Annotated in this window: 19 protein-coding genes and 2 tRNA genes; 5 read left to right on the top strand and 16 right to left on the bottom strand. The window is 64.3% G+C overall.

Going from position 1 to position 25613, the window contains the following annotated elements; all coding sequences use genetic code 11:
- Positions 1-307 precede the first annotated feature (307 nt).
- Positions 308-1981, bottom strand: coding sequence for a type IV secretory system conjugative DNA transfer family protein (locus NUG20_RS13175; protein ID WP_263394915.1), 1674 nt, complete (start codon positions 1979-1981; stop codon positions 308-310).
- A 35-nt stretch (positions 1982-2016) separates the two neighbouring features.
- A complete protein-coding gene (locus NUG20_RS13180) occupies positions 2017-2274 on the bottom strand; it encodes a hypothetical protein (protein WP_317852721.1) in 258 nt (85 codons plus the stop codon).
- Positions 2275-2681: 407 nt separating this feature from the next.
- Here NUG20_RS13180 and NUG20_RS13185 point away from each other — a divergent pair, with 407 nt between their 5' ends.
- Entirely contained in the window at positions 2682-4115 is a 1434-nt protein-coding gene (locus NUG20_RS13185) for a hypothetical protein (RefSeq protein WP_263394917.1), read from the top strand.
- 192 nt (positions 4116-4307) lie between these two features.
- Here NUG20_RS13185 and NUG20_RS13190 read toward each other — a convergent pair.
- Positions 4308-4382 (bottom strand) — tRNA-Val (locus NUG20_RS13190).
- 96 nt (positions 4383-4478) lie between these two features.
- Positions 4479-6500 (bottom strand): excinuclease ABC subunit UvrB, encoded by a 2022-nt coding sequence (gene uvrB, locus NUG20_RS13195; protein WP_263394918.1) that lies wholly within the window; start codon positions 6498-6500, stop codon positions 4479-4481.
- A 146-nt stretch (positions 6501-6646) separates the two neighbouring features.
- Here uvrB and NUG20_RS13200 point away from each other — a divergent pair, with 146 nt between their 5' ends.
- Positions 6647-7174, top strand: a complete 528-nt coding sequence (locus NUG20_RS13200; protein ID WP_263394919.1) for a GspH/FimT family pseudopilin — start codon at positions 6647-6649, stop codon at positions 7172-7174.
- A 55-nt stretch (positions 7175-7229) separates the two neighbouring features.
- A tRNA-Asn gene (locus NUG20_RS13205) sits at positions 7230-7306 on the top strand.
- Between the two features lie 42 nt (positions 7307-7348).
- Here the strand turns inward: NUG20_RS13205 and NUG20_RS13210 are convergent.
- The 6 genes from NUG20_RS13210 to NUG20_RS13235 all read right to left on the bottom strand — a co-directional run bounded on the left by NUG20_RS13210 (position 7349) and on the right by NUG20_RS13235 (position 13841).
- A complete protein-coding gene (locus NUG20_RS13210) occupies positions 7349-7744 on the bottom strand; it encodes a type IV pilin protein (RefSeq protein ID WP_317852722.1) in 396 nt (131 codons plus the stop codon).
- 86 nt (positions 7745-7830) lie between these two features.
- Complete coding sequence (locus NUG20_RS13215) at positions 7831-11220, bottom strand: pilus assembly protein (RefSeq protein ID WP_263394920.1); 3390 nt, start codon at positions 11218-11220, stop codon at positions 7831-7833.
- A gap of 14 nt (positions 11221-11234) precedes the next feature.
- Complete coding sequence (locus NUG20_RS13220; RefSeq protein ID WP_317852723.1) at positions 11235-11723, bottom strand: pilus assembly PilX family protein; 489 nt, start codon at positions 11721-11723, stop codon at positions 11235-11237.
- A 41-nt stretch (positions 11724-11764) separates the two neighbouring features.
- Entirely contained in the window at positions 11765-12724 is a 960-nt protein-coding gene (locus NUG20_RS13225) for a Tfp pilus assembly protein PilW (RefSeq protein WP_263394922.1), read from the bottom strand.
- 47 nt (positions 12725-12771) lie between these two features.
- The gene (pilV, locus tag NUG20_RS13230) at positions 12772-13236 is read right to left on the bottom strand and encodes a type IV pilus modification protein PilV (protein WP_263398480.1); all 465 of its coding nucleotides are present in this window, start codon (positions 13234-13236) and stop codon (positions 12772-12774) included.
- 11 nt (positions 13237-13247) lie between these two features.
- The gene (locus tag NUG20_RS13235; RefSeq protein WP_263394923.1) at positions 13248-13841 is read right to left on the bottom strand and encodes a GspH/FimT family pseudopilin; all 594 of its coding nucleotides are present in this window, start codon (positions 13839-13841) and stop codon (positions 13248-13250) included.
- 129 nt (positions 13842-13970) lie between these two features.
- Here NUG20_RS13235 and NUG20_RS13240 point away from each other — a divergent pair, with 129 nt between their 5' ends.
- A complete protein-coding gene (locus NUG20_RS13240; RefSeq protein ID WP_263394924.1) occupies positions 13971-15014 on the top strand; it encodes a sensor histidine kinase in 1044 nt (347 codons plus the stop codon).
- Positions 15015-15057: 43 nt separating this feature from the next.
- On the opposite strand, the gene ppnN is transcribed toward NUG20_RS13240, so the two are convergent.
- From ppnN to grxD, 6 genes are all read right to left on the bottom strand, one after another.
- Positions 15058-16446 (bottom strand): nucleotide 5'-monophosphate nucleosidase PpnN, encoded by a 1389-nt coding sequence (ppnN, locus tag NUG20_RS13245; protein WP_263394925.1) that lies wholly within the window; start codon positions 16444-16446, stop codon positions 15058-15060.
- Positions 16447-16556: 110 nt separating this feature from the next.
- Complete coding sequence (locus NUG20_RS13250; RefSeq protein ID WP_263394926.1) at positions 16557-19769, bottom strand: TonB-dependent receptor; 3213 nt, start codon at positions 19767-19769, stop codon at positions 16557-16559.
- A 693-nt stretch (positions 19770-20462) separates the two neighbouring features.
- Positions 20463-22841 carry a TonB-dependent receptor gene (locus NUG20_RS13255; protein ID WP_263394927.1) on the bottom strand — a complete coding sequence of 793 codons (2379 nt, stop codon included), beginning with the start codon at positions 22839-22841 and terminating at the stop codon, positions 20463-20465.
- Positions 22842-23155: 314 nt separating this feature from the next.
- Positions 23156-23755 carry a YhgN family NAAT transporter gene (locus NUG20_RS13260; RefSeq protein ID WP_263394928.1) on the bottom strand — a complete coding sequence of 200 codons (600 nt, stop codon included), beginning with the start codon at positions 23753-23755 and terminating at the stop codon, positions 23156-23158.
- On the bottom strand, positions 23752-24477 hold the full coding sequence (locus NUG20_RS13265) for an SDR family NAD(P)-dependent oxidoreductase (protein ID WP_263394929.1): 726 nt from the start codon (positions 24475-24477) through the stop codon (positions 23752-23754). Before NUG20_RS13265 ends, NUG20_RS13260 begins: the two co-directional genes overlap by 4 nt.
- Positions 24478-24488: 11 nt before the next feature.
- Positions 24489-24809: a Grx4 family monothiol glutaredoxin gene (gene grxD, locus NUG20_RS13270; protein ID WP_263394930.1), complete on the bottom strand. Its 321-nt coding sequence runs from the start codon at positions 24807-24809 to the stop codon at positions 24489-24491.
- 126 nt (positions 24810-24935) lie between these two features.
- Here grxD and NUG20_RS13275 point away from each other — a divergent pair, with 126 nt between their 5' ends.
- Positions 24936-25514, top strand: a complete 579-nt coding sequence (locus NUG20_RS13275) for a superoxide dismutase (protein ID WP_263394931.1) — start codon at positions 24936-24938, stop codon at positions 25512-25514.
- Positions 25515-25613 lie beyond the last annotated feature (99 nt).

Genomic DNA, 25613 nt, shown 5'->3' on the forward strand with positions numbered 1-25613 from the left:
CGCGCCGACGCGTGCGCTTGGCGACAGCGTCCGGGGCTACGCAAGCCTGGCGCAGGCAAGCGCCCCTGAAGACGAACGGCGCCCAGGGACAGGCTTTCAGCACTGAGAAAAACGGAATTTGCCAGAAAACTTTCCATGTCACCCTTGCGTGTGTCGTAAGAACCCACGCCCCCTGTTCCTATTGCCAATTGTCCAGCACCAGCATCGCGAGAATGTGCCGCAGCGCAATGCTCACGTCAAGCGTTTGGTAAAAAAGCGTTCAATCCTGCTTGACCGCCAATAATTTTGCAAACCACATCACGCTTTTTTAAAGCGAGAGCATCGGCACATCGACTTTGGGCAGCAGCCTCGAAGTGAAGTGCCGGTCCTTGTAGTACTTGATCTTGTCGCACTTCACAGGATGCGGGATGCCCTCGTACAGGAACACCTCGTGATCGTTCCCCATCGCCTTGAGTTCCTGCGGCAGCATCAGCGCCCTCCTCTCCTCCGATACGCTGCGGGTCACGTCCTTGCCGCGCGTGACGTTCTGCTTGCGGAAGGTGGTGTAGCCGAGCATCTCCGAGTAGTCGTTGGCATCCTGCTGCTCGCGCGGAGCGTACAGGATCTGCAGTGCATGATTGGTGATGATGGTCCGCGACACGTCCTTGCCATAGGTCGCATCCAGCTGCGCCATGCTCTGGATGATCGGCAGAAGGCGCACATTGTAGCCAGCCATGTATGACACCGCCGAGGCGATGATGTCGACCTTGCCGATCGCGGTGAACTCGTCCATCAGCAGCAGGCATTGGTACTTCAACGCCGGATTGCTCTTGGGCAGTTCCTTGGTGTTGAGGTTGATGATCTGGCTGAAGAACAGGTTGATGATCAGGCGGCTCTCGGCCAGCTTGTTGGGCTGGATGCCGATGTAGATGGTCATCTTCTTCTTGCGCAGGTCGGTCAGCAGGAAGTCGTTGTCGCTGGTGGCCGCGTCGAGCACCGGGTTGATCCAGGCGTTGAGCGGCTCCTTCAGCGTTCCCAGGATCGAGGCAAAGGTCTCCTCTGCCTGCGACAGCATGTTGGAGAACGCCGACTTGGCATTGCTGCTGAGGAAGCGCCGTTCCGACAGCGACTTCAGGTATTTCTTCAGGTCGCTGCCGTCGCCGGAGGACAACCGGTAGATCGCCCCCAGCGTCGGCGTGCCCAGGCCGCCCGGGAAGCCGATGTTGCGCTCGTCGTCCCAGTTCTCGAACAGGTACAGCGCGAACGCCATGAACGCGTTGCGCGCCTGGCTGACCCAGAATTTCTGATCGTCCGATCCGTCCGGGTACAGCATCGCGGCGATGCTCATCAGGTCGGAGACGCGGAACGCCGGGTCGTCGGAGACGTAGCTGAGCGGATTCCAGCGATGCGTGCGACGGTCCTCGGCGAACGGGTTGAACAGGAAGACCTCCTGCCCCTGGCTGGCGCGCCAGCCGCTGGTGAGATCGAAGTTTTCCTGCTTGATGTCCAGGACCACCACCGATTCCTGGTATTCGAGCAGGTTCGGGATCACCACGCCGACACCCTTGCCCGAACGGGTGGGCGCGGCCAGGATGACGAACTGCTGCCCGCTCAGGCGCACCAGCTTGCCGCGGAACTTGCCGACCACGATGCCGTTGCCGCTCTGCTTGAACAGGCCATGCTTGGCCAGATCGGCAGCACCGGCGAAACGGGCGTCGCCATGCAGGGCCTGCTTGCGCGGCTTGAACATCAGCACCAGCGTCAACAGACACAGCAGCCCCGGAAAGCCGAAGCCCAGATAGCCCGCCCACTTGATCTTGCCGACGAACGGCGCGACCTGCGGCAAGGCGATGGCATGCACGTATTCGTAATAGGTGCTCAGCCCGAGCAGGCCCGTGTCCAGCTTGAGCAGCAGCAGCACCAGATAGCCGGACAGGAAATAGCCGGCGACGGCCGTGAGCGCGACGACAGCCACAGCCGCATAGACCTTACGATTCGACAAGCCCCTATCCTCCCTGATGCACCGTGGCGGCTATTCTAGCCTCGGCGCCGGGTACTCGGCTTGCTCTTCGACGGCTTTTTTTCGACGCTGACGCCGCCGCCGTCCTGCTCGACCAGGTTGTCCATCCAGACCCGCGCCTCGTCCCAGGACATGTCGTGCGAGTCCAGGCGCGCGCCACCCTCGGTGGTCACGGTATAGCCGACCACGTTGGCCGGGCTGTATTCGGGTTCACGTGTCAACGCCACGAGCTGGTAGCGTCCTTTGACTTGAATCGTATGATGATATTCCATCATGCGCACGGCCTCCTCGCCTGATCGTCGCCTGGATGCTAAAGCAAGCCGGGCGCTAGGGCCACCCGCCGCCGGTGTGTGATCGCCCTGCACTGCGTTGGACGATGGGCAACAAACAGCCGGCGGCGCCGGCTTGTCGTGTTCCACAATGCATCGTCTGCATGTGGCAGCGGCGGCACAGGGTTTGGACCTATGATCCCTACCATGTCAAGGTTGCGGAGATCAACCAAAACAACAACTAATGCACTCGCATGCGACCGACCCCGACCCATTGGAATCAATGGCTTACCAATCCTGCGGGCTCACTTTAAGGTCGCCGTTTGCCGCTCATAAGGCAAACACGCGCATGTTTTTAAACGGCATGAATGAAGGGGGGAGCCATGTTAGGGATAACAGAGAGAGCCACGGCTATGCGTCGCTCCATCACCCCGTTCGAGTTCGCTGCGCTGGCTTATCTGGCTGTGCCCGTCGCCCTCTTCTTCCTCGTCTACGCCAGATTCCGCTACGGCCTGCCGCTCGCCGGTCTCGTCGGTTTTTCGCTTTGGCAATGCTGGCGTCTCGTGGATCGCCGCTCATCCTTTTTCCGGCCGGGCTGGGTCGACGCCCATTTCCTTGGCTGCGCAGCCCTCATCGTGTTCGTCAGCGGCTCCTTCGGCGGCGCCTTCTTCCCGAACAGCGACTGGTTCAAGCACTTCGGGGTGCTCCGGTTTCTGGTCGACAACGAGTTCCTGACCGGCACAGCGCCTGGCTACGACGGCTCGACGATGCGGTACTACCTGGGCTGGTATGTGGTGCCTGCACTGCTGACTAAAGCCATCGGGCAGGCATCAATGATGTGGATCCTCGGCACTTGGACAACGGCTGGGCTCTACCTCTTCTTCCGGACGGCCGCCCAGCTATCCGACTCGGCGCGCTGGCGCTATGCGCTGCCGGCGGTCTTCCTGGCATTCAGCGGAGCGGACGCCCTGGGCTCGTCGATCACCGAGTTTTCCATTGGCCCGAAGTGGCATATTGAGTGGTGGGCGGGCTGGGTGCAGTACAGCTCCATGATCACAGATATCTTCTGGGCACCACAGCACGCGCTGAGCGCATGGCTCGGCGCCGCCCTGGCGCTGCGCCTCAAGGACAATAACGCATCCCTTGTCGCCTTCCCCTTGGCCACTGCGACGATCTTGATGTGGTCACCCTTCTCAGCGATCGGCTTGGCGCCGTTTTACCTATGGACCATGGCGCGATCGGCTCGATCGCTGCGCCTCGTCGAAATGGTGAGCGCGGCTGGCATGCTAGCGGTGACGGTGATTATCTTGCTGTACCTGCGCGCGGGCGACGGCGCCACCAGCATGGTGTTCGTGACCGTGCTCGAATCACCATGCCTGAAGCTAGGCCCATGCTATACCGCGCCCAACTACCTGAGTTTCCTGGCGATCGAGATCCTGGGCTTCCTGATCATCCTGCACTTCCTGGCACGCGGCCGCAGCGCGTTCTTATGGATCGCGACCGTGATGCTACTCCTGCTGCCATTCGCCAAGTTCGGTGGCGCCAACGACCTAAATCTGCACGCGTCGATTCCGCCGCTGGCGCTCATCGCTGTATGCGTCTGGCAGGCTTTACAACAAGCTCCATCGGCGGCCGCGTTCGCACTGGGTTGCCTGCTGGCCGCGGGCGCGGCGACGCCGCTGGGCGAGATTAGGCGTTCCTTCCTCATGACCTCCGGCCCGACTCAGGACATGGGCATGGACCTGCTGATTAAGGATATGCCATCCGTGCGCGGACAGTATCTGATCGAGACGCCGCCGTGGATGCTGCGAAAACTGCCGCCGCAGGCCACAGAAGCTGCCAGGTGAGAGTCGGCACGCTTGAGTGCACCAACTGCAGCGAGTCGCCCTGTCGCAGCTGCACCATGTTGTTGCCCGGCTGATTCGGTGAGTAGGTAGCGAGGTTTGGATCCGTTGACCGCAACGATGTTGAGCGAGCCGCCGAAGAAACCAGGGGTGGTGCAAAATCCACTGAAACCGCTGAGACGCCTGGGTTTCGAGTGGTGGGCGGTACAGGGTTCGAACCTGTGACCCCTACCATGTCAAGGTAGTGCTCTACCGCTGAGCTAACCGCCCATCGCTGCTGCGGCCATACCGCTGCAGGGGCGCGAATCTTAGCCCACCTTGCGGCCAAGAACAATAGCCGCGAGGACCAGGCCAGCTGCCGTGCGGCTAGCTGACCAGGCTGGCATCGCGCAGCTTCTTGATCTGGTCGCGCACGCGCGCCGCGTCCTCGAACTCCAGGTCGCGGGCGTGCTGGTACATCTTCTGTTCCAGCGCCTTGAGCCGGGATGCGACCTCGGCCGGATCCAGCATGCGGTAGTCGGCCGGCTCCTCCGCCACCCGGCGTCCCTTGCCCTTGCCCGACTTGGCCTCGACGGCGGCGTCGCCACGCGCGCCCTCCAGGATGTCCACGATCGGCCGCGCCACCGACTTCGGGGTGATGCCGTGCTCCAGGTTGTACTCCACCTGCTTCTCGCGACGCCGTCCGGTCTCGTCGATCGCCGCTTGCATCGAGCGGGTCATCCTGTCCGCGTACAGGATCGCCTTGCCGCGCAAGTTGCGCGCGGCGCGGCCGATGGTCTGGATCAGCGAACCGGTGGACCGCAGGAAGCCTTCCTTGTCCGCGTCCAGGATCGCCACCAGCGACACCTCGGGCATGTCCAGGCCCTCGCGCAGCAGGTTGATGCCGACCAGCACGTCGAACTTGCCCAGGCGCAGGTCGCGGATGATTTCCACGCGCTCGACCGTGTCGATGTCCGAGTGCAGGTAGCGCACCTTGACCCCGTGCTCGCCCAGGTACTCGGTGAGGTTCTCGGCCATGCGCTTGGTCAGCGTGGTGACCAGCACGCGGTCGCCCAGCGCCACGCGCAGCCCGATCTCCGACAGCAGGTCGTCGACCTGGGTCCCGACCGGGCGGATCTCCACTTCCGGATCGATCAGTCCGGTCGGTCGCACCACCAACTCGGTGATCTCCCCGGCCGATTCGCGCAGCTCGTATGGGCCGGGCGTGGCCGACACGTAGATGCTGCGCGGCGAACGCGCCTCCCATTCCTCGAAGCGCAGCGGCCGGTTGTCCAGCGCCGACGGCAGGCGGAAACCGAACTCCACCAGCGTCTCCTTGCGCGAGCGGTCGCCCTTGTACATCGCGCCGATCTGCGGGACGGTGACGTGCGACTCGTCGACGACCAGCAGCGCGTCGGCCGGCAGGTAGTCGAACAAGGTCGGCGGCGGCTCGCCGGGCGCCTTGCCGGTGAGGTGCCGGGAGTAGTTCTCGATGCCGTTGCAGTAGCCGACCTCGGCCATCATCTCCAGGTCGAACTGGGTGCGCTGCGCCAGCCGCTGCGCCTCGACCAGCTTGTTCTGCGCATACAGCTGCTCCAGCCGCTCCTTCAGCTCGATCTTGATCGTATCCACGGCGCTGAGCGTGCGCTCGCGGGTGGTGGCGTAATGGGTCTTCGGATAGACCGTGTAGCGCTGCAGCTTGCGCAGGGTCTCGCCGGTCAGCGGATCGAACAGGGTCAGGTTCTCGACGTCGCCATCGAACAGCTCGATGCGCAACGCCTCGCTGTCCGACTCGGCGGGAAACACGTCGATGACCTCGCCGCGCACGCGGAACGTGCCGCGGTGCAGTTCGTATTCGTTGCGGGTGTATTGCAGATCGGTCAAGTGCTTGATCAGCTGGCGCTGCTCGATGTGCTCGCCGATCGACAGGATCAGGCGCAGCGACAGGTAGTCCTCCGGCGCGCCCAGGCCGTAGATCGCCGAGACCGTCGCCACCACCAGCGCATCGCGGCGCGACAGCAGCGTCTTGGTCGCGGCCAGGCGCATCTGCTCGATGTGCTCGTTGATCGAACTGTCCTTCTCGATGAAGGTGTCCGACGACGGCACGTACGCCTCGGGCTGGTAGTAGTCGTAGTAGCTGACGAAGTACTCGACCGCGTTGTTCGGGAAGAAGGCCTTGAACTCGCCGTACAGCTGCGCCGCCAGGGTCTTGTTCGGCGCCATCACCAGGGTCGGCTTCTGGATCGCCTCGACCACGTTGGCGATGGTGTAGGTCTTGCCCGAACCGGTCACGCCGAGCAGGGTCTGCTTGGCCAGGCCGGCCTCGAAGCCGGCCACCAGCTTCTCGATCGCCTGCGGCTGGTCGCCGGCCGGCGAGTAGGGCGAGACGAGTTGGAAACGGTCGGACATGGATCATCACCTTGAGACGACAGATGAGTATAGCGAGCGCTGGATGACAGCCACGTCTGGAAAATTCCTACAAGCCAGCCGGCATCCCGGCGATCCCCTCCCCGCGCTGCCTCGCCCAAGCTGGCAATGCCAGTCGAGGAGGCGCCATGAACGGAAGGATGCGAGGTTTCACACTGACGGAAGCGCTGGCCGCCATGGCCATCGCGGTGGTTGCGCTGGGCATCGCGCTCCCCAGCTTCAGCCAAATGCTGAACAGGCACCGGGAGCTCGCGGCGACCAACGAGATGCTCGCACAACTCGCCCTGGCCCGGACGTGGGCCATCTCCAGAGGGCAGCCAGTTGCGCTCTGCCCGTCGATCGATCGGCAACAGTGCCACCCAGCCGTGGAATGGGGCGGCAACTGGATCATCTACGCCGACCCGGACGGCAACCGGCAACCGGACGCGAGCAGCGATGTCCTGACCCTCTCACCGGCGCCGGGCGGCGACAGGCTTCGCATCCTGTCCTCGGCCGGCCGCACGCAGCTGCGCTATCTTCCCAGCGGCAGGGCCGCAGGCAGCAACCTCACGCTCCGGCTGTGCAGCAATCAGGCCGTCGCGGCCGAAGTGATCGTCAGCGCCACCGGGCGAGCGCGCTCGGCGCGCCTGGCGGATCGGCCACCATGCGCACAATGAGGGATGCGGACGGACGCTTGCCAGCCAGAAAAGATGTGCCTACAATACGCGCCTCGCCCGAATAGCTCAGCCGGTTAGAGCACTTGACTGTTAATCAGGGGGTCGTTGGTTCGAGTCCAACTTCGGGCGCCACGCATAAAGAAAAACCGCCGTTGATCGGCGGTTTTTTTTTGCCTACCAGCACTGCGCAGGCGTGGAGGACAGAGTGCCGCTGGCCGAACGCGTACCGCGTTGATCGATCTGCAGCGTCGCGCACTCCCTGTCCTTCGCTTGCGCCTTACCTGCGATCGGCACTGCGGTGATGCTGAAGCTGGAAGCGTCGCTGGCAGCAAGACTCACCGTATAGAAGCGGGTCACGTCGGCGCTGCATGCAGGCAGCGCTGGGGCGCTGCCATCCGCATTCACGTAACTCATGGACGTGGTGTGGAATCGCTCCATGTACTGCGCGGCCTCCTGCACGCATCCGGCTGCCGCCGAACGCCGCGCCTTGATCATCGCCCAGTTGTAGCTGGCCATGGCGATACCGGCCAGGATGGCGATGATCACCACCGTGATCATGATCTCGATCAAGCTAAAACCACGCTGCCCAGAAAATCGACTGCCACTACGCATGCCATGACTCCAGTGGGGGTGAAGGACGATTGAAGTGGGCGCACTCATTCCTGGATCGCCTCCCGCCACTGGACACGCCCGACCTTGCGGATCTCGCGGATCTTTTTGCAGACCGCGCTGCCATCGTTGATGTTGAGGCAAGCCAGGCCGCCACTGCCGCCCGAGCCGCCAGTGAAGTAGTTGCTTGCGCTACCCAAGCCGCCCAGGGCGACAGAGGCCACGGGGATGGCGACGCCATTCACCGTCAAAGTCTCGTCCGCGTAGGAGCCATCCTGGTCGAGATCGAAGAACGACTGGCCGAGGCTCGAACCGGTGAATGCGTCGATCGCGTTGTCCTGGCCCTTGCCACCGGGCAAACACGGATCATCGTCCGGAATGTTGCTGGTAAAGGTGAGGACCCCGGAAATGACGTTCACGCCGGTATAGACGCGCTCACCATTGGCGGTCGCGGGCGCCGGATCGGCCACGGGCGGATTGATCAGATCCAGGTACCAGCCCTTCTTGCCGGCTCCCAATGGACTATTGGCCTCCATGACACGTACATTCTGACTGTTGACCACGCCACTGGCAGCGAACTTGCGGCGCTGCAGATCGGCCTTGGCGACGGTGGTCGTCGAGTCCTTGATGCCATAGACGGTCTGTACTGTCGTGTTGGTCACGTCATCGGTGGTGAGGAAGCGGCCGGTACCGAAGAAGATCCACAGATCGAACGTCGCCGGATCGCGTGCAATCGCCGGCGCCGACGTGATCGGCTGCACCGTGCCGGCCGAGTTGGTGGCGGTGAACATGCGCAGGCGGTTGGATGCCGTATTCCAGCTCGACGGCGTCGTGGCAGACAGGTTGAAGCGCCAGAGATTGCCTTGCATGTCGCCGGCATAGACGTAGTCGATGGTGCCGTTGCCGTCGATGTCGCGCACCGACGGCGCAAACAGTCCGTTCGGGGACGACGTCGAGCCGACGCCGGTATCAATTTCCGAAAGCAGCGCACCATCACTGAGACGGTACACGAACAGCACCGCGTGCTCGCTGGTGCTGTTCGGGCCATTGGCCACGATCACGCCCAGTTCGCCGTTGTTGAGCTTGGCAATGACCGGCGCGCCGAGATTCATGCCCATGTTGTTGTCGGCCGTGGTGGACGCCTGGTTGTCGCCCGCCTTTTCCCACAGGACGTTGGCATTGGAAAAAGTGTCGGGCGTGGTGACATCGAGCGCATAGATGCCCTTGCCGCCTCGCCCGAGCGTGCCGACCAGGATCGTCTGGTTGCTCAACTGATCCCTGCGCGAAATGCTGATCGGACCGTCCACGAAGAACCGATGGTCGTAGTCGGGCGCACTGAGGGTGGCCAGGTCGGTGAAATTGAGGCTGCCAGGCACATAGGCAAAGCGCTCGACGCCAGTGTCGGCATTGAACGCATGCATCATGCCGTCGTTGGAGCCGACGAAGATCGTTCCGCTGACGCTGTCGTAGGCCGGCGACGAATTGACGATGTCGCCGATCAAGGTGCTACGGGTGCGCAGATAGCCGTTGGGACGATTCAACTCCAGGTCCTGGGTTCCCGCGATGTAGGCCGCATTGTTGGCGCCCGTGACCGCAGCGGCCGTCGATGTCGCCGTACGCGTCAGTGCGGTCTGCTGGGCGCTGGTCGGGAAGGCCTCACCCGCAGTGCCGTTCCATGTGCGGATCGTGCGCCCCGTGGTTGGGATGCTTCCCACCCAGCTGGGATCGGTCGCGTCTACACCGGTGCTGGTCACCGGAATCGCCTTCAGCGCGCCGGTCCACGTACCTGACACGAAACTGGCCTGGTACACATGCGTGCTGTTGGTAAGGCTGCTGGAATTGGCAGCGAGATTGCCTGCGGTACCAGTACGTTCGACGATCGATCCCAGCGCCGATTTCAACCCCTGGGTGAACTCGTTGGGGTTGCTAGCCACGATGAAGCTGCCGCGGCCGTTGACGGCGGCGTGCCAAAGGTCGTCAACGTTGAAGATCGTGTTGTTGATCGGCGTTGGCCAGTTCTTCGCCCCCGACGTGATGGCGGGGAGATCGGTCCCGGGATCCAATGTTCCCTTCGCGCCGATGGAAATCGCGAATGTGGTCATGTGCTGCCAGAACGCAGGATCCGCAGAGTTGATCGGAACCGAATTCTCCAGATCGGTTCGCAGGTCCGTTTTCCAGTAGCGCATCGCCACGTCGGCCAAGGTGTCCGAATCGGCGCTGGCATAGGGCCGTTCCGGAGTATAGGTATACGTGTTGCCGGTCGGCCCGGAAATGGCGGCTCCCGCCACGTTGTCCTGCTCGTTGACAGGGGTATACACGCCTTTTCCGTTCCAGTAGCCGTCCGTGGTCAGAATCGTGAAGTTCTGCCTGCAGGCGAGTTGGGCGGTGCCTGACTGCGGACCGTACGGACCGGTAGCGGCGCTGCTGCCGAAGTACTTGCCCGCGTCGCTAAGCGCGGCATGCAACGGCGTACCATCGTTGCCATACGTTGCATACAACCGGTCGTACCAGAGCTTGCGATTGTTGTTGCTCCCGCTCACACCATTGGGATTATCGAACAGGCCATCATTTCTATCCACGGGGATGGGAACCGCCTGAGTGATCGGGTTACCCGCGTTTTCGCGCTTCCAGATGGTGCGAAAACCGACGCGCACATTGGTGCCCAGATCGGCGAAGGCATGGCCCGCACTGCCCTTGGCCACTTTCATGCGCGTGCGGCTGTACGACCACCATGTAGCGAAGTTGGTGCGCTCGGCAGCTTCGCTGCGCGTGACCAACTGGTTTTGCGCATTGCGGTAAGGAGGCGTGGCCTGGGTGCAATTCTTCCACTGCCAGCCATTGCTGCTGTTATCGCAGCCGCGATTGGCCAGGCCCTGCTGGTTCAGCACATTGAACATGAGCTCGCTGCGGATGACGACGCCATCCGTGCGGATCTGGTAGCGGTAATAGTTAGCGGTATTGGAAAGATACGTCTCGGCGGTGTTGGTCACGTCCTTGGGCACGAAGAACTGCCGAGTCGCGGTAGCGAGATTGACCGGGGATGTCAGGTCATGGTTGTCGTTGTAGACGCTTCCATAATCAGTGCCGCCCGTCATCAAGGTACCGCTGGCATCCACCCACGGCTCGTACGTGACGGCAGGATTGTAGTAGATGGTGTTGCGCGCATAAGTCGCGTTGCTGATGTTGAAATTGGTGCCATCGACGGTGGTCTGGGGAACGGCATCCGGCATGTAGTTGTTTTCCATGGATCCGGAATCGTCCAGGATGAACAACACATTGGGCGCGATGCGCCCTCCCGACTGCAGCGGATAGCCGGGAACCACGATGCCGGCGCTGGCAGGCAGCGCGAGCATGGTGCAGGCAAACGCTGCCGCGAAGGCATTGAGACGAGGCAGGAAACCGCGCCTGCGCAGACGATCGTCGTGGAACTGGCTCATGGTGTGACTCCGTCTTACGGCGCGATATAGCTTGATTGAAGGATGACACTGGCACGACCCGGCGCTTCGCTGCGCGCGACGATCCGGTACATCGGGCGCACGCAGATCGGCTGTCCCGTGTACTTCTCGTCGCTGTTGCATTCGAACCAGGCTTCGGAAGTGCCCATGTATTCGATGTAGAACCGGGTTCGCGATGCGGAAGCGCTGCGTGTCGTGGTGGACGCGTCCACCCAGCCTGCGAAGCTGGCGTCACGCCAACGCTCCGTCTGGCTCGCAAGAGGTTGGCCGCAGACACCTCCACTGCACCCATTGCCGGTCGGCACCGCGGTTTGCGCCAGCGCAAGCGCCTCGCCTTCGCGCAATGCCGATTCTGCGGCCTGGAAGTTCACGCTGCGATCGAGGAGATTGCCGCTCATCCGCTCCTGCATCAGCGTGCCGCGCACGACCGCCAAGCCCAGGAGGGTCATCACCAGCAGCAGCATGAGCACGACGATCAAGGACACGCCGCTTTGCCGCGCAACTCGCGGCCGATCTGAGGTTCTGATCATTGATTGCGATTCCGCAAGGTCACGACATTGCTGATCGTGCGCGTCAACGGCAAGCCATTCGTCCCGATCGCATCCTGGGTCTGGAACGTCAGCGACAGGTTGATCGCGGTGACTTGATCCCAGCGCGTGCCGACGGTCGTGGCGCTGACATAGCCACCTTCACTGGGTACGAGATAGGTGATGACCATGTTCTGCACGTTTTCGGCCACTTCCTGATTGAGGATTGCCGGCGTACCGGCGGTGTTCGTCAACACCCCCTGATACAAGGAGCGTCCGCCCCTAGAGTTGGTGCCGATGAACCAGCGCGACGCGTTCAAGCGGCTGAGCATCGTGTTCGGCCCATACGTGAAGACAGAACCGTTGATGCCGAGGTTGCTGCTGGAATTGCCAGGCGACCCACCCACGGCATGGCCGATGGTCGTCGTGCCCGCCCCGCTGCTCATCTGGAACAGCGCGCCGGTGCGCAACACGCCTGTCGCCTGGGAGTTCGGACCGCAGGCGATCAGAAGATCGCCGTTGCGCAAACCGTGGGTGTTGGTGTTGACCGTGAACTGCGCAGCGGCGGGCGTATGCGCGGTGACGATCGCGGTCGCATCACCGGACGACATCAGCATCAGCCCCTCGGTGTTGGCCACACGATTTGACACCGTATCGGGGAAGCTGCCACTGGCCGACACCCCCACCAGCCGGTTGCCGGACCAATTCGTCCACCAGCGCGACGCGGGATTGTTGATGACGTTCGACATGCCCATGTTGTCGCTGCTGTTGCACTGGTTCCCGCCCGCCTCGCGGATGTCGCGCGTCATCAGCTCGAACGCCGTGCGCACGTTTTCCTGGACGCGCCCCAGGTTTTCCGTCGCGGCATAGGTACGCCGGTTGGTGATGAAGATGCCGATGGCGGCGCCAACCACGAGCAACCCCAGTACCAGCGAAATCATCAACTCGATCAGGCTCATGCCCGCGCTGTGGCGCCTGCCTGGCGCCCCACTCCGCCGCATGCGGCTCATAGCCGGGTCACCGTCTGGAACTGCTGCGTCTGCGCCGCGGTGGCATCGGCCGCGGCATGGCTGGCCCTGCTGTCGTCCCATTGCACGGTCACCTGACATGCAGCGGCGCTGCAATTGATCGAACCGCACGCGGAAGCGCCCATGATCGCCTGCAGCGAGTTGAGGAAATTGCGCTGATCGACCACCACTTGCGACGTGCCTGTCGGCGCGACGCAGGTCATGCTCATGTTGTAGTTGCCGTCCCGGGCCGCCGCCACGTTGGCGCGCATCGCATCGAGGATGCCGGTGGTGCCGACGACCACCTGGCTACGCTCGAAGGAACTCTGGTTGTTGCGCAGAGCGGTCGCCTGCAATGCAGCGACTCCCAACATGCCGATGCCCATGATCAGGACGGAGATCAGCACCTCGATGAGGCTTATCCCACGTTGCGACGCCGGTGATGCCGGGCGCGAAGAAGACATATGCATAGAATTCACGGAGGTGGAGAGTCTGATGGCGCAGGGCATGTAGCGTCGCCTGGCGTAGTGGCGGATCCGATACGGCTGCCGCCCACGACATACACGACCCGCACATTGTCGTTCGGGCGCGTCGTCGCGATACAACTGGAAAACCCCGCATTGAGCAATATGCCGGTGCTGCTGCGGGCGAACCCGTCCGGACTGAACACGATGCGGTCGTTATTGCCGCTGACCGCCGCGCTCACGCTCATCTGGACCGGAGCCTTCACCGTGCTGACGCGCAAGACGTTGGATCCGGTCACCACGATGGTGATCCATTGGTTCCAGGCGCTGCCCGTCGCGCAAGTGGTGCCGTTGTCGCTGCGGCACACCGCGATGTTTCGATTGAGACGGATCGCCTCCGAGCGCGCGAGCTGAAGCGATGCGACCATTTCGTTCGACGCCGACGTCAGCCGGCTGGTGTTGATCAGGTAGGTGTAGCTCGGAATGGCGATGCTCATGGCGATCGCCAGCACGACGACCGTCACCATCACCTCGATCAGGCTGAAACCACCGATCCGTCGGCGCCGTCCGAAGTCGCGCGGCCGCCCGGCATGAAAGCGTTGCATGTCGTATCCCCTTTTCCCGCCCCTAAATTAGAACCCTGCCCAGGCCAATGCCAGCGAGGTCCGATAGGCGGTGGAAGATCGTAGCTGAACGGCATCCAGGGCGACATGGGCCAGAGGATTCGAGGCATCATGCGCCATCTTCCGACACCCGCACCCATGCGCCCCACAACTGCCCGGCACACGCCGCTCGACATCCTGTGGCAGCCCGCCACCCTGATCTGGGTGCTGTTGGCGGGCGAAGCCGTCGCCACGATCCTGACCTTGGCACCCGGCCAGGCGACCGCCGGATGGGTGCATTTCGGCCTGGCCTCGTTGCTGCTGCAATGGACCGCGTTCACCACGCTGGCAATACTCTATCTGGTGCGGGCTCCTCTCGAACGCTGCCGTCCGCAGCAGGTCGCCTACCTCGCCGTGGCGCTGCTGGTGATCGTCGCCGTGGCCGTGCATGCCGTTGCGTGGGCTATCTTGAAAGAGCTGACCCTGCTCCATGGCGGCTGGCACACGTTCCTGCTCAAGGTGGCCGCCATCGCCCTCACCCTGGGATTGATGGCGCTACTGGCGTTCCAGAACCACTGGCGCGTGCAGCAACTGGCGGTACAAGCCAAGCAGGCACAACTCGAAGCGCTTCGTGCACGGATCCGTCCGCATTTTCTGTTCAACACGCTCAACACCGGAGCGGCACTGGCACGCTTCCAGCCGGCGCAGGCGGAGCGCTTGCTGCTGGATCTCGCCGATCTGTTCCGGGCAGCGCTGGCCGGACCGGAACGGCTGAGCCTGGAAGAAGAGCTGTCGCTGGTACGGCGCTATCTCGACATCGAGAAGATGCGCCTCGGCGAGCGCTTGACCACCGAGTGGCAGCTACCCGATCCATTGCCGCAGATCGAGGTGCCGACGCTCTCGATCCAGCCACTGGTGGAGAACGCGATCCGGCACGGGATCGAGCCCAGCACCATCGGCGGGTACGTCCGCATTCGAGTCGGACAGGACAGCCACTGGATCACGATCGAGATCGTCAACTCCCTGCCGACCGATGGAAACGTGGCCAGCGGCGGCCACAGGATCGGCCTGGACTCGGTCCGCGCGCGGGTGGAAAGCACCGGCAATGGCAAGCTGAGCACCCGGCACGGGACGGACAGCTTCGTCAGCCTGCTGGAACTGCCCCGCCCGCAGTGATGCCGCTCTCGCGGCCGCCATTCCGGCGGCCGCCGGTTCTCGCTCAGGCCATGACCCGATAGCAAGGCCGATACTCGCCAGAGATCTTCATCCGGCGCTGTTCGACGAAGGCGCGCAGCAGTTCGTCCAGGGCCTGCATCATGTCCGCGTCGCCGTGGATCTCGAACGGGCCGAACTCCTCGATGCGGCGCATGCCGTCTTCCTTGACGTTGCCGGCGACGATGCCGGAGAAGGCGCGGCGCAGGTCCGCCGCCAGCGCGTGCGGCGGGCGCCCGTGGTGCAGATCGAGAGCGGCCATCGCCTCGTGGGTCGGCGCGAACGGGCGCTGGTACTCCAGCGGGATGTGCAAGGACCAGTTGAAGTAGAAGGCGTCCTTCTGCTCCTTGCGGTACGTGCGCACCTGCTGGATGCCGGCCGCCATCTTGCGCGCCACCGCGATCGGGTCGCCGACCACGATCTCGTAGCGCGAGGTGGCCGCTTCGCCCAGGGTCAGGCGCAGGAAGCGGTCGATCTGCTCGAAGTACGGGGCGGCGATGGTCGGGCCGGTCAGGATCAGCGGGAACGGCAGCGCGCGGTTCTCGTCGCGCAGCAGGATGCCGAGCAGGTACAGGATCTCCTCGGCGGTGCCCACGCCGCCGGGGAACACGATGATGCCGTGGCCGATGCGGACGAAGGCCTCCAGTCGCTTCTCGATGTCCGGCATGATCATCAGGTGGTTGACGATCGGGTTCGGCGACTCGGCGGCGATGATGCCCGGCTCGGTGATGCCGATGTAGCGGTTGTCGTGCTTGCGCTGCTTGGCGTGGGCGATGGTGGCGCCCTTCATCGGCCCCTTCATCGCGCCCGGGCCACAGCCGGTGCAGATGTCCAGCCCGCGCAGGCCCAACTCGTAGCCGACCTGCTTGGTGTACAGGTACTCGTCGCGCGAGATCGAATGGCCGCCCCAGCACACCACCAGGTTGGGATCGGCCGGCTGCAGGATGCGCCCGTTGCGCAATTGCCCGAACACCGCGCTGGTGATGCCTTCGCTGGACTCCAGGTCGGCGGCCGATTCCGGCCCCAGCTCGATGGCCATGTAGGCCAGGTCGCGGACCACGGCGAACAGCAGTTCGGCCACGCCGTTGATGATCTCCCCGTCCACGAACGCCATCGCCGGCGCATTGAACAGGTCGATGCGCACGCCGCGGTCGCGCTGGACCACCTGGATATCGAAGTCGGGGTACAGGTCGCGCGCGGCGCGCGGATCGTCGGACGCGCTGCCGCTGGTCAGCACCGCAAGCGCGCAGCGCCGCAGCAGTTCGTGCAGGCCGCCACTGGAGGCATCGCGCAGGCGGACTACTTCCGCGCGCGAGAGGATATCCAGGCCGCCGCGCGGGTAGATCCGCGCGTCCACTACCGGCAGCGCCCGCGCCGCCGTGTTGCTCGTCGTCATATCGGAATTCTTATCGTTGTCGTCAGCGGCGACTTTAGCGTCAGCCCCCGCAAAAGAAAACGGCCGGGTTGCCCCGGCCGTTCTCCTGTAGCGCTGCGGTTACGAATAGATCAGAACTCGTAGCGGAAGCCCAGGTTCAGCGACCACTGCGAAACGCCGGTGTTGAAACCGTCGGCGTCGGCATTGGCGGCGCTGGGCTGATCGGTGTACAGGGTGTTGTACACGTACTTGCCGTTGTAGATGCCCTGCAGGTTCGCCACGCGCGCATCGGCGAAGAAGCCGTAGTCGTAGATCTGCCCCCAATCCTTGTTCAGCAGGTTGCCCACGTTCTGGATGTCCAGCCACACCTCGGACTTGTGGCCCTTGAAGAAGCCCGGCAGCTGCTGGCTGATGTGCACGTCGAAGGTGTTGATCCAGGAAGACCGGAAGCCGTTCGCCGGCGCGTAGCTGCCCGCGTACTTGGCCAGCTGCGGATTCTGCGCCAGCCAATCGAAGAACTGCTTCTCCAGCGCCGGGTTGGCAGTGAACGCGCCGGAGCTGCTGAGGGAGCCGAACAGCACGTCGCCCGGGCCGCTCGGCACGTAGAACAGGTCGTTGGTCGAACGGCTGTCGCCATTGGCGTCGCCGTTGTACACGTAGCTATACGGACGGCCGCTGCGGCCTTCATACACCAGGCCCACGCGGGTTTCGTAGTCGCCGAAGAACTTGTGCTTCCAGTTCAGCGAACCGGAGATCCGGTCCTTGATCTCGTAGCGCGAGGTGTTCTCGGTTTCCGAGTTGGCGTTGAACGCGTACTGGTAACCCCAGCCGGAGCTGGCGGTGGAGCTGGTCAGCGAACCGACTTCCGTGGCGTGGGTATAGGTGTAGCCCAGGTTCCACGACCAGTCGCCGCCTTCGCTGAACGGCTTGGATAGCGACACGGTGAACTGCTGGGTCTTGCCCTTGTCGGTGTTCTCGATCAGGAAGACGTCGCTGTAGGCGCCGTTGCGGTTGTAGCGGTTGTTGCCGGTCGCCCACGGGCGGCCGGTCTGCGACGGGTTCCAGTACAGCGCGCGGCCATCCGGGCCGTAGTAGGCCGGGGCCGGGTCCTCGCCCGGGTTGTTCACCCGACCGATGTTCAGGCTCTTGTAGTACAGGCCGTTCTTGACCTTCGTCACCAGCAACTCGGCCGACGCCACGATGCCGTACCACGGGGTTTCGTGGTCGAGCGCGAGGTTGGCCTTGTACAGCGACGGCAGCTTGAAATCGTTGCCGACGAAGCTGACACCCTGGGTGGCGGAACCCGGCGCGGTCGGAATCGGCTGCGTGTCCTTGTTCGGGCTGAACGGCAACGCCGGGTTGTAGGCGGTGTAGCTGTAGGCGTTGTAGTTGAAGCCGGTGTTGGAGTAGCTGTTGCCGATCCACACCTGCGGCGCATCGCCCTGGAACAGGCCCACGCCACCGCGCATCTGGGTCGGACGGTCAGTGTCGAACGTGTAGTTGAAGCCGAAGCGCGGCTGGATCAGGAAATCGCTGCTGAAGATCTTGCTGTTGTTGTAGCCGAAGTAGGTTTCAGCCGCGGCGTTGTACGTCGGGTTCGGGCTGACGTCCGGACGGTCGCCACGCAGACCCAGGGTCAGGGTCAGGTTGTTGTTGACGTACCAGGTGTCCTGGATGAACAGGCCGATGTTGCTGTTCTTGTAGTCGGCCGCGATCGAACCCGGGGTGCGCTCGCTGTTGAGCTGGTACGAACTCCAGCGGCCGTTGGCGAAGTTGTCCAAGCCCAGGAACGTGTAGACGCCCCAGCTGTTGCGGCCGAACAGGTTGTAGACGTCGTTGGTGGTGTAGTCGACGCCGAACTTCAGGTCGTGGTTGTCGAGCGTCAGCGTGCCGGCGCCGTAGTAGTTCCACGTCTTGGTGGTGAGGATGTTGCCCTGCGAGTTGGTCTCGGTACCCAGGAACAGCACGTCGCCGGTCGGCGCGGCAACGGTGCCGTCGAAGTAGATCGCGACGCTGGGGGCGTCGGTCGGTACCACGCGGATCGCGGAGTAATCGCGGTAGGACGCCTTGAACTCGGTGGAGAAGTTCTCGGACCAGTCGCTGAACAGCTGGCCGACGTAGCTCTCGACGGTCTTCTCGTGCTGGTACCAGTACGAACTCAGCGACGCCTGGCTGGTGCTGCTGGCGCCGTTGATGCGCAGCTTGCTCTGGTCGAGCTTGCTGTAGCGGAAGCTGGCGCGGTGGTTGTCGTTGATGTTCCAGTCGAGCTTGAGCGCGTATTCCTCGAGATCGGTATTGCCGTTGCTGTCGAGCGAACCGGCATCGAAGCCGTAGGCCTGGGCGATCTGCTGGGCGCGCGTCACGTCCGCCAGGCTGTACTTGGCGTTGGCCTTGCCCAGCGCGGTGCTGCCGAGGTCGAGGCCAGGCGCGTCCTGCTGGAACTTCTCGTAGTTGGCGAAGAAGAACAGCTTGTCCTTGACGATCGGGCCGCCGAAGGTCGCGCCGTAGGTCTTCTCCTTGGTGAAGCCGTTGAACTTGCTGCCGTCCGGATTGTCGCCGAACCAGTCGCCGTCGCGCATGTAGCCGTACACCGAGCCATGGAACTCGTTGGTACCGGACTTGGTCACCGCGTTGACGGTGGCGCCGGCGGCGCTGGCGATGCTGACGTCGTAGTTGGACAGGTTGACGTCGATCGCTTCGATGGCTTCCATCGACACCGGCTGGCGCCGGGTGGTCATGTTGTTGCCTTCCAGGCCGAAGGTGTCGCTGGCCGAAACGCCGTCGATGTTGATCGAGTTGTAGCGCGGATTCAGGCCACCGGCGCTGATGGTGCCGGACGCGCGGTCGACGAAGGCGACGCGCGGATCCAGGCGCATGAAGTCCTGGATGTTGCCGTTGACCGACGGCAGCGACTCGATCTGCTCGCGGCCGACGTTGGTGCCCGCGCCCATCTTGGTCGCGCTGAACATATCGGAACCGCCGGCCACCGCGATCGCGTTCACCGTCTCCAGCGTGGCCACGTCGCCGGTCAGCGCGGCGTTGACGCTGGCGGTCTGGTTGACGCTCAGGTACACGCCGTCTTCGGTCTTGGTGCCTTCGCCCGGCTTGGTGATGGTGATGGTGTACGGGCCACCGACGCGCAGGCCGCGCGCGTTGTAGCGACCGCTGGCGTCCGTGGTAGCGCGGCTCAACGTGCCCGACTCGACATGGGTGATGGTGACTTCGGCGCCGACCACCGGCTGGCCGCCATGCGTCACCAAACCGCCGACGCCGGCGGAGGTGCTCTGAGCAAACACGGGGGCGGCGGCGAGCGCGGCGACGAGGCCAAGGGTGAGCTTGGACATCCGGAGACGGCGGGGTTGAGTCATTGCAATAGCCTCGATGGAAGTTGACGAAATGCGCATAGCTAGCCGTCCCTGGTCGACGCACGGCAGCGGAATGAGGTTCGTGCCCCCTTGCTGGATCCCCGCAAGGGTTAACGTGAGTTTAACACCATAGGGCCGATTTGTTGCCAAAACGTGACAGTCAGACATAAGCGGACATGACACGACATGGATCGCAGTTTTTGTGGCATGGCGGACACGCGTTTGGCATCCCGCACGCGGCTGGTTCGACCGAGGTACGGCGCAGCACGTCCGCATTAGTGCGGGCGTAGCCGAACGACGCCAGGTGGAACGCTTTGGCAAGCCTTTTCGGCCAGGAAGGCCCAGCCGGCCGGCGTGCGCCTCCTGGCGGATTGGCATAGCGGGAAGCGGCGTCAAGGCGCGCGTCACCCGCCTAGTAGCAGCGGGCATCGGGCCCGCTTCCTACCCCCATGCGGTCCCCCTGCCTCTTCAGCCCGGCGCGGCGAGCGCCGCCGCCGCCCGGCCAACCGAAGCGGCCTGTCCACGCCTGCACTCGCCCCAATCGGATGAGGAGCCAGTACGACGCAGCGCCCTCCCAGGGCGGAGGTACCGTTTGCAATGCCGCAAACGCAAAACGGCCGGGGCAAGCCCCGGCCGTTCATTGTCCCGCCCCGGTTGGGGCAGGGCCTTGCCTCAGAACGAGGCGCCGAACGTCACCGCGAACGCACGCGGCTCCAGCACCGAGTAGTACGGCGTGCCGGTCGACGCCACATCCGGGTAGTCGCTGGCGCCGGACGCCGCCAGCACTTGCGTGGTACTGGCCCAGGTGGCGGCCTGCTTGTCGGTCAGGTTGTACAGATTGAGCTTGATCGACGGCTTCTTCAGCCAGCCCCAGTCGGCGAAGGCATAGCCGGCGTCGGCGCCGAAGGTGGTGTAGCCCCCTACCCGTTCGGTGTTCATGTAGTCGCCGTAGCGCGAGCCGGAGTAACGCCCCTTCAGCGCGACCCAGAAATCGCCGATGGTGTAGCTCAGGCGCAGGTTGGCCAGGTTCTTCGGCGTATTGGCTAACTGCTTGCCGGCGACCGCGTAGTCGTAGATGCCTTTGGACGTGCCCACCGCCAAGCTGTCGCTCAGGATCTTGGCCTGGGTGTAGGTGTAGGAACCGTAGAGCTTCAGAGTGTCGGTGATGTTGTAGCTGGCCTCGCCGTTGAAGCCGCGCATGCGCACCTTGCCGATCGAAATGTAGGTGGTCAGCGCCGTCGTCTGGTCGTAGCTGGACATCTGCTTGTTGCTGTAGTTGCTCTGGTACAGCATGGTCGACAGCGAGAAGCGGTCGCCGTAGTAACGCCAGCCCAGGTCGTTGGTCCAGGCCGATTCCGGTTCCGGGATGTCCTGCGCGGCCGACAGGTTCACCGAAATCGAGTTGGTCGCCGGCACGCGGAAGGTCTTGGCCACGCCGTAGTAGAACTGGTTGCGGCTGTCCGGGGCGTACTTGATGCCGAAGGCCGGCAGCAGCTTGCTGTAGCTGCTGTCGAAGTCCACGCCGATCTCTTTTGTCGTATCCGGCCACTGGTAGTTGTGGCCCTTGCGTGTGGCATGGATCCAGGACACGCCGTAGTTGATCGCCCAGTCGTCGGCCGGGGTCCAGTTGTCCTGGACGAAGTACTTCTGCACGTCGGTCACGGTGTAGGTGCGGTAGCTCTGCTGCACCTGACCGTCGGCATAGGTCAGGAAACAATCGTCGCTGTCGGCCCAGACATCGCACGCCTGGCCGCTGGCCTGGTCGGTCTTGACGATGCTGTTGTTCTGGCTCTTGCGCGAACGGTCGTACCACAGGCCATAGACCAGATTGTGGTCCATGCCGATGTCCTGGAAGAACTTGGCGACCACGCCCGGACGCACCGTGCTGGAATAGGAATAGGTGTAGTCGACGTCGCGGCTGCCGCTGACGGCGCTGGAGTAGCCGTAGACGTTGCCGCTGCCGGTGGACGGATACACCGATGCGGCGCTGGAACCGCCGCCGTCGCCCCACCACACGTACGGCACCACCGAAAGACGCAGGCTGTCGCTGAGCGTGAACTCGCCGTCCAGGCTGGCCAGCAGGCTCTTGTAGGGGTTGCGCCGCAACTTCCAGTAGGACTGGTCGGCCGACGTCGTGCCGCCGCCCCAGCTGTCGTTGTAGTCGTAGTCGTAGGCGCTCGCCAGCTGCGCCTTGCTGGCGGTGTTGTAGGAGTAGTTGGACTGCCGGTTGTACTGGAACGAGGCGCTGATCGAGTTGCCCGGGCTGATGTCCCACACGCTCTTGCCGTCGATCTTGTTGACCGACATGTCGCCATTGCCCTTCCACTTGTCGGCGCTGTTGGTCGAGAACGACACCCACGAGCGCAGCGGCCCGGTGTCGCCGGTATTCACGCGCACGAACGTGCGCCGATAGTCGTTGCTGCCGAAGCTCTGGGTGAAGTCCACGCCGAACGCGTGGCTCGGGTCGATCGTCGACCAGGCGATCTGGCCGCCGGTGGCGCCCATTTCCGGCTGGTCCACGTTCGGCGTGCCCTGGGTGACGGTGATGTCGTTGTAGTTTTCGGCATCGCCGTATTCGGTGGCATAGACCGAGTAGCTGCCGCTGTCGGTCACCGGCGCGCCGTTGACGGTGACGCCGATCGCCGAGGAGTCGAAGCCGCGCAGGCTGTAGTTGCCGTTGTTCAGGCCGGTCACGTCGCTGGTGGCGGCGTCCACGCCCGGGATCGCATCGATCATCTGGGTGAAGTTGCTGCCGCCGGACGCCTGCGCGATCGCCTCGCGAGTCACCGTGGAAATCGCCTTGCTGGCGGTCTGCACGGTCATGTTGCCGCCGCCGAGCACATAGCCGCCCTTGTCGGCGCTGACGTTGACCTTGTCCAGTTGCTGCACGCGCTTGGTGTCGTAGGCCGCGGTGGTATTGGAGGTGCTGGAGGCGGTGACGCGCTCCGTGCTCTCGGCGCCGGCGTCCTGGGCCAGCGCCGGATGGGCCGAGAGCGCAGTGGCCAGCGCCAGGGAAAGAGCGGAAATACGATGGACGGAACGGGACTTCATCGGGCAAACGCCTCTGTGGCTAACGTGGGAGCGGCAGAGAGCGGCGGGACGATCTGGCTGGACATGACGCACAGCACCCACCGCTTCGGAGGGCGCTACGGTAGGCAGGCTATTTCGCCCGCGTATGCCTCGGGCGTTTACGGAAACTTAAGATGGCGCCACGCGCCGACACGCGGCGGCACAAAAAAGCGCCGGAAATGTCATCGAATTGCCGCAAAGGGCCGTTGTGTTGCAGCGTCGGCGCGTCGCGACAGGCGCTGCGCAGGCGCAATGCGGTGCGGGCACACGCCGCGGATGGCGGCGCGAGGCGCCGCTCAGCCGGCGACCGGCAGCTTCAGATAGGCGCTGAGGCCGTCCAGGAACATCTGCACCGAGATCGCCACCAGCAGCATGCCCATCAGCCGCTCGACCGCGGTCAGCACGCGCATGCCGAGCAGCTTGTACAGCAGCGTGCCGGAGAACAGCAGTGCCGAGGTGCCGATCCAGGCCAGGATCAGCGCCAGGCTCCATTCGCCCAGGCGCGACGGTTCGTTGCTGCCCATCAGCATCACCGCGGCCATGCCCGACGGTCCGGCCACCAGCGGGATCGCCAGCGGCACGATGAACGGCTCGCCGTCGGGAATCTCGCCCATCAGGCCTTCCGGGCGCGGGAAGATCATGCGGATGCCGATCAGGAACAGCACGATGCCGCCGGCGATCGCCACCGATTCCTGGCGCAGGTGCATCACTTCCAGGGCGTACTTGCCGCCCCACAGGAACGCCATCAGCACGCCCAGCGCGATCAGCAGTTCGCGCGCCAGCACGATGCGCTGGCGCTTGGGCGGCAGCGGCTTGAGCACGCTGAGGAACACCGGGATGTTGCCCAGCGGGTCGAGGATCAGGAACAGCAGCAGCGCCGCCGACAGGATGGTCATGCGCGGGGATTCCAGATTGCGCCGCGGTGCGCGGCACCGGCCGGTGACAGCAGCTCCACGCAGGCGTCCGCGTAGCGCGCCGGATCGACCGCGTCGAAGTCTTCCTGGTGGGTGTAGGCGCGGGCGCGCAGCGCGGTGCGCATCGGCCCCGGCTGCAGCCCGGCCACGCGCACCGTCGAGGCGGCCAGCTCGCCGTGCAGGGTCGCCAGCAAACCGCGGCGGCCGTGCTGGGCCGCGCCGTAGCCGCCCCAGTAGGCCTGGCCGACACGCGCCGGGTCGTCGAGCGCGAACACGATCGCCGCGTCCGGCGCCTGCTTCAACAGCGGCAGGCAGGCCTGGGTCAGCCAGCCGGGCGCGGTCAGGTTGACGTGGATGGCCCGTGCGAACTGCGCCGGATCGGCGTGCTCGAGCGGGGTCAGGCCGACGAAATCGGCGGCGCAGTGCAGCAGGCCGTCCAGCCGACCGAGTTCGGCGTGCAGCCGCTCGGCCAGCGTCGCGTAGTCTTCCGGCGTGGCGCCGAGCAGGTCCAGCGGATACAGCAGCGGCTGCGCGCCGACCGCGGCGATCGCATCGTAGACCCGGTTCAAGCGCGCCGGCTTGTGCCCGAGCAGCACCACCGTGGCGCCGGCCTGGGCACAGGCCAGCGCCGCGGCGCTGCCCAGCCCGCCGGCGGCCCCGCACACCAGCACCACGCGCTGCGCCAGCGCGCCCGCGTGCGCCATCGCCGGCTCGGTCACGGCTGGTAGGCCTCGGCCACGATGCGCTGCAGCTCGCCGGATTCGAACAATTCCAGGGTGATGTCGCAGCCGCCGATCAGTTCGCCATGGATGAACAGCTGCGGGAACGTCGGCCAGTTCGAATGGCGCGGCAGATTGGCGCGGATCTCGGGCTCTTCGAGCACGTTGACGGTGTGCAGGCGGTCGGCGCCAGCGGCCAGCAACGCCTGCAGCGCGCGGCTGGAAAAGCCGCACATCGGGTACTGCGGGGTGCCCTTCATGAACAACACGATGGGGTGGCGTTCGACGTCGGCCTGGATGCGCTCCATCACCTGCATGGGGGTTTTCTCCTGCTTGGGCGAAAGAACGACCTCGGCGGTCGGCTAGACTTTCGCGTAGCCGCATAGTGTAAGCCCTGCGCATGCCGGTACCGACATGCGCGCCCGAAACCGCTCCGAGGATCCATGGCCATCGAACTCGCTCCCCTGCCCTACGACCGCGCGGCGCTGGCACCGCACCTGTCCGCCGAGACCCTGGACCTGCACCACGGCCAGCACCAGCGCGCACTGGTGGAACGGCTCAACGCGCAGATCGCCGGCAGCGAATTCGCCGACCTGCCGCTGCAGGATCTGGTGCGCCGCACCCAGGGCCGCCTGTTCCAGCACGCCGCCGAGGTCTGGAACCACGAGTTCTATTGGCAGGGGCTGCGCCCGCGCGGCGGCGGCGAACCGGGCGGCGCGCTCGGCGAGCGCATTGCCAAGAGCTTCGGCGACGTCGCCCGGTTCAAGGCCGATTTCGAACGCATGGCGTTGGCCGTGTTCGGTTCCGGCTGGGTCTGGCTGGTGCAGCGCCCGGATGCCACGCTGGCGCTGGTCGCCACGGCCAACGCCGGCTCGCCGCTGACCGGCGAAGACACCCCGCTGCTGGCCTGCGATCTGTGGGAGCACGCCTACTGCATCGACTACCGCAGCGACCGCGCGCGCTACCTGGAGGCGTTCTGGAAGCTGGTGAACTGGGAGTTCGTGGCGGCGAATCTGCGCTGAGGCGGGGATTCGGGATTGGGGATGACCGGCCTGCGGCCGTGTGGATTGGTCAATGACGGCTGACACGTAGTCGCGTGTGGCGCTGGTGCGCTTTTGGGC

This window comes from Xanthomonas sp. CFBP 8443 (genome assembly GCF_025666195.1).
In the GTDB taxonomy this organism is placed as follows: domain Bacteria; phylum Pseudomonadota; class Gammaproteobacteria; order Xanthomonadales; family Xanthomonadaceae; genus Xanthomonas_A.